At 72.5% G+C, this 5241-nt stretch carries 5 protein-coding genes; 4 read left to right on the forward strand and 1 reads right to left on the reverse strand.

Annotated elements, in window-relative coordinates; genetic code table 11:
- Nucleotides 1–284: 284 nt before the first annotated feature.
- From GXP76_RS33820 to lnt, 4 genes are all read left to right on the forward strand, one after another.
- Complete coding sequence (locus GXP76_RS33820; RefSeq protein ID WP_242575446.1) at nucleotides 285–1157, forward strand: undecaprenyl-diphosphate phosphatase; 873 nt, start codon at nucleotides 285–287, stop codon at nucleotides 1155–1157.
- A 194-nt stretch (nucleotides 1158–1351) separates the two neighbouring features.
- Nucleotides 1352–1522 carry a hypothetical protein gene (locus GXP76_RS33825; protein ID WP_023543147.1) on the forward strand — a complete coding sequence of 57 codons (171 nt, stop codon included), beginning with the start codon at nucleotides 1352–1354 and terminating at the stop codon, nucleotides 1520–1522.
- Between the two features lie 199 nt (nucleotides 1523–1721).
- Complete coding sequence (locus GXP76_RS33830) at nucleotides 1722–2195, forward strand: nuclear transport factor 2 family protein (RefSeq protein ID WP_242575447.1); 474 nt, start codon at nucleotides 1722–1724, stop codon at nucleotides 2193–2195.
- 155 nt (nucleotides 2196–2350) lie between these two features.
- A complete protein-coding gene (lnt, locus tag GXP76_RS33835; protein WP_242575449.1) occupies nucleotides 2351–3940 on the forward strand; it encodes an apolipoprotein N-acyltransferase in 1590 nt (529 codons plus the stop codon).
- Here lnt and GXP76_RS33840 read toward each other — a convergent pair.
- Nucleotides 3885–4790 (reverse strand): Gfo/Idh/MocA family protein, encoded by a 906-nt coding sequence (locus GXP76_RS33840; RefSeq protein ID WP_242575448.1) that lies wholly within the window; start codon nucleotides 4788–4790, stop codon nucleotides 3885–3887. The genes lnt and GXP76_RS33840 overlap by 56 nt on opposite strands.
- Nucleotides 4791–5241: the final 451 nt, after the last annotated feature.

Raw genomic sequence — 5241 nt, forward strand, 5'->3', positions numbered from 1 at the left:
CCGTCACCGGGGCCTGGCGCGGCCTCGTAACCCGCAGCGGCTACGCTGCCCCCGTCCGGCGCGCGATCGCTCCTCCCGGGAAGGGGAGTGGATATCCGTCGCGCCGCCGGCGCCGCACCGCCATCCCTTCGAGTACTCCTGCGAGCAGTGATGAGTCCGCGTGAGCACATCCACACCCCGCTCCATATGAACGGCTCCGCACCCCGCCCGTCGGTACACAACCCGCCACCGGCCCGCGTTCGCACCGGCCGGTGCACGATCTTTCTTGGATGGCGTAGCACCCAATGTCTTGGTTCGAATCACTCATCCTCGGACTCGTCCAGGGGCTGACCGAGTTCCTGCCCATCTCCTCCAGCGCGCATCTGCGGCTGACCGCCGCCTTCGCGGGCTGGCACGATCCGGGTGCGGCGTTCACCGCGATCACCCAGATCGGTACGGAGGCCGCGGTTCTCATCTACTTCCGCAAGGACATCTCCCGGATCGTCTCGGCGTGGTTCCGCTCGCTGACCGACAAGGCGATGCGCTCCGACCACGACGCCAAGATGGGCTGGCTGGTGATCGTCGGCTCGATCCCCATCGGTGTGCTCGGGCTCGCGTTCAAGGACCAGATCGAGGGTCCGTTCCGTGATCTGCGCCTGATCGCGACCACGCTGATCGTGATGGGCATCATCCTCGGCATCGCGGACCGGCTGGCGGCCCGCGACGAGGCCGGCGGCAAGCACCGCGCCGTCAAGGAGCGCAAGTCGCTGAAGGAACTGGGCGTCAGGGACGGTCTGATCTTCGGCTTCTGCCAGGCACTGGCGCTGATTCCCGGTGTCTCGCGGTCGGGTGCCACGATCAGCGGCGGTCTGCTGATGGGCTACACCCGTGAGGCGGCGGCGCGTTACTCGTTCCTGCTCGCCGTGCCGGCCGTACTGGCCTCCGGCGCCTTCGAGTTGAGGAACGCGGGCGAGGGGCACGTCTCGTGGGGGCCGACGATCTTCGCCACGGTCATCGCCTTTGTCGTGGGATATGCCGTGATCGCGTGGTTCATGAAGTTCATCACGACCAAGAGCTTCATGCCGTTCGTGATCTACCGGATCCTGCTCGGCATCCTGATCTTCTTCCTGGTCGGTACGGACACCCTGAGCCCGCACGCGGGCGAATCGGCGGGCTGAGCGGCGTCGGCGGCGCCGGGTGTGCTCAAGGACACGTTTGTCGCCCGCCCGTCCTCCAACTGCCTTACGGGGCCCAGAACCCTTGGCGCGACAGGGCTCGGAGCTGACGCACCGTGGGGTTGCCCTCTCGGCGTGTGAGCTATGCCGCTCCCGGATCGGCGCGAGAACGTCACGGCGGCCCGTACCGTTGCCGTATGTCCACAACTTCCTCCTCCGCTCCCGCGGCGTCCGGCGCCGTCGCGGCCAACGAGCGCATCCGCGCCCTGGTCGACGCGGCCGACGGCACGTGGCCTGCCGAGGAGTACGAAGTCCTGCTGCTGGAATGGGCGGCGGCTCTGCACGACTCGGTCGACGAGGCCGCTTAGGTCCTGTCCGGCCGATCCGGGGGCGTACGCCCTGGGGCGCGTTTCGACAGCCGGACGTCAGGCCCGGCCACACGGTGACACCGCGTGGCCGGGCCTTTCGCATGGGTACGGCGTCTCCGGGCGCCGCGCCGGGCGGCCGGATGATCGACGGGCCCGCACGGGCCTTGGCCTGGGACCCCCGCTGCCCGAGACTGACATGATGACGCAGCGTGTGGATCTCGCGACCGTGATGGACCGACTGGCCATCGACGAGGTGATCAGCGGCTACGCGATGGCGGTGGACGACTCCGACTGGCCCGGATTCCTTGCCCTGTACACCCCGGACGGGCGGGCCGACCACCGTGCCGCCGGGGGGATCGAGGGATCGGCCGCCGAGGTGGCCGACTGGCTCGCCGGTGTCCTCGGCGGCTCCCCCGTGCGCCAGCATCTGATCGGCAACCGCCGGGTGACGTTCCAGGACGCCGACGGATTTCCGGCCGACCGCGCCGAGGTACGCGCCGACTGTCTGACCACGCTGTTCCCGGAGTCCGGCGACGCGGTCAGCGCCGTCAGCCGCTGCGTCTTCGGCCTCTCCCGGACGGACGACGGCTGGCGGCTGCACCGGGTCGTGGTGCGGGAGCGGGCGCCGCGCGGCGCGGGTTCCACCGCCGAGCACCGGGACGACGGAGGCTGACGCGCCGGGGGCGCTCTGTCGTCCGGCGCGCTCTCTCCCGCACACTGATCGCAAAGGCACCGTTCACCGGCAGCGCCGGCCGGTGCCGCCTATCTGCACCGCTCACGGGCGGGACGAGGGGGCGCGGCATGCGGGTTCCGGCCGGTCGGCGGGAGATGCGGGTTCCGGCCGTCGACCGGGAGGCGTGGGTCCGGCGCTCCGCGTCGCCGGTGTGGCGCGGCGCCGGGGCCGTGACGGCCGGCGCCCTGCCCGCGCTCGCCTTTCCCGAGCCGGGCCTCTGGTGGCTCGCGTACGGGGCGCTCGTGCCCTGGATGCTGCTGGTGCGTTCGGCTCCGACGGGGCGGCGCGCGGTCCTGGACGGCTGGCTCGGCGGACTGGGCTTCGTGATCGCCGTCCACCACTGGCTGATGCCGAGCCTGCACGTGTTCATCGTGCTGCTGGCCGGGCTGCTGGGGCTGTTGTGGGCGCCGTGGGGCTGGCTGGTGCGTCTGATGCTCGGCGGGCGTCCGTCGCCCCGGCGCACGGCCGCCGCGCTGGTGGTGGTGCCGTCGGGCTGGCTGATGATCGAGACGGTGCGGTCCCTGGAGGGGCTGGGCGGTCCCTGGGGGCTGCTGGGCGCCAGTCAGTGGGAGGTCGCCCCAGCGCTGCGGCTCGCCTCCGTGGGCGGCGTCTGGCTGGTGAGTCTGCTGGTGGTGGCCGTGAACACCGGGCTGACCGCGCTGCTGGCGGTCGCCACGGCCCGTACGGTCGTCGCGGTGGGGCTGGTGGCGTGCGCGGTCGGTGTGTCCTGCGCGTGGGTGTGGGCGCCGCGGCCCGAGCGGACGGGGCAGACGCGCGTCGCCGTCGTCCAGCCGGGGGTCTTCGCCGGACCCGAGGGCGTCGACCGGCGTTTCGACCGCAGCGAGGAGCTGACCCGCTCGCTGGCCGGACAGGATCTCGATCTCGTCGTCTGGGGCGAGAGCAGTGTCGGCAGTGATCTCGGCGCCCGGCCCGATCTGGCGGCGCGCATCGCCGTGCTGTCACGGCTGGTGGGGGCCGAGGTCCTGGTCAACGTGGACGCGTCGGCCACGGACGGGACGGGGCGCACGGGGATCTTCAAGAGTGCCGTGCTGGTGGGGCCCGACGGCCTGACCGGTGACCGGTACGACAAGATGCGGCTGGTGCCGTTCGGCGAGTACGTCCCGGCGCGCTCGGCGCTCGGCTGGGCGACATCGGTCGGCAAGGCGGCGGGCGAGGACCGAAGACGCGGTACGCGCCAGGTGGTCATGGTGCTGCCCGGCGGGGCGGGGGGCGGGCCGCGGCTGGGCCCGCTGATCTGCTTCGAGTCCGCGTTCCCCGACATGAGCCGGCAACTGACCAGGGACGGCGCGCAGTTGCTCGTGGCGCAGTCGTCGACGTCGACGTTCCAGCACAGCTGGGCGCCGGAGCAGCACGCCTCGCTGGCGGCGCTGCGGGCGGCCGAGACGGGCCGCCCCATGGTGCACGCCACCCTCACCGGCGTCAGCGCCGTGTACGGCCCGCGCGGCGAACGGACCGGCGCCCGGCTCGGTACGGGGAGCAGCGCGAGCGCCGTGTACGAACTGCCGCTGACGCGCGGCACCACCGCGTACGTGAAGTACGGCGACTGGCCGCTGTACGGCGCGCTGGCCGTGCTCGCGGCCCTCTGCGCCACCGAGGGCGCGCGGTCGCTCAGGCGGCCTGCGTCCGCACCGCCTGTACCACCCGTTCGCACAACTCGTGCGTAGCCAGAGCGTCCCGCGCGCTCAGCGTCTTCCCGGCGCGTACGCCGTCCAGGAACGCCAGTACGCACTGTTCGATGCCGCGCTGCCGGGCCACCGGCACCCAGTCGCCGCGCCGGCGGACGCTGGGCTGGCCCTTGTGGTCGACGATCTCGGCGAGATGGTGGACGGCCCGCTTGGTGTCCTGTCCGGAGACTTCGAGGATCTCCTCGGTCGAGCCGTTCATCCGGTTCATCATGCCGATGGCGGTGAAACCGTCGCCGGAGAGCTGGAGCACCACGTGCTGGGTCAGCCCCTCGCGCGTGCGGGCGCGGACGTCGATGTGCTCGACGGGGCCGGGGAGCAGGAAGCGCAGGGTGTCCACGACGTGGATGAAGTCGTCCAGGACCAGGGTGCGCGCGTCCTCGGGCAGGCCGATGCGGTTCTTCTGCATGAGGATCAGGTCGCGCGGGTGTTCCAGACACTGGGCGTACGCGGGCGCGAACCGCCGGTTGAAGCCGACGGCCAGGCTGGTCCCGCGCTCCTCCGCGAGGGCCACCATCCGCTCGGAGTCGGCGAGGTCGTAGGCGAGGGGCTTGTCGACGAAGGTCGGCACGCCGGCGTCCAGGAGCCGGGTGACGATCTCGGCGTGGGCGGAGGTCGGCGCGTGGACGAACGCGGCGTCCAGGCCCTGGGCGAGCAGCGAGTCGAGGTCGGCGTGGCGCCGCCCGCCGGGGATGTGGTGGCTCTCGCCGACCCGGGTGAGGGTGGCCGGGGTACGGGTCTGGAGGTGCAGCTCCGTCCCGGGCAGCGTGGTGAGTACCGGCAGATACGCCTTCTGGGCGATGTCGCCGAGCCCTATGCAGCCGACCTTCACGTGCGTCTCCCTGTTGCCTCGCCGCGGTCCTGTCTCACGCGCCGGAGCGCTTCCGTGCAGCATACGGGCGCAGCGGGGCCCCGGTCGGCGGACGGGACCCCGACGGCAACCGGGAGCGCGGTGTCATCCGTGCGGGTCATGCGGTGCCGTTACGGCTCCGGCGGGACGCCCGGCCGACAGAGTGGGCCGGGTGAGACGGCGAACGAGAACGACGGCGGCGCTCCTGCTCGGTGTGGCCGTCAGTGGGGTCCAGGCGTGTGTGGCGGTGGAGCCCGGTGCGGGTGCGGGCACGGGTGCCGGGAGCGTACGCGCGGCTCCGCCGCGAAGCCCGGCAGGGCCGCCGGTCGCGCAGCCTCCCGCCCGTGAGGTGCTGGAGGCCGCGGCTCCGCCCGCCCGCGTCCCTCCGGGGCACCGGGCGGTGGCGGACGCCGTACCACCACCGCCACACACG

It is taken from the genome of Streptomyces sp. NP-1717 (assembly GCF_022695985.1).
GTDB lineage: Bacteria > Actinomycetota > Actinomycetes > Streptomycetales > Streptomycetaceae > Streptomyces.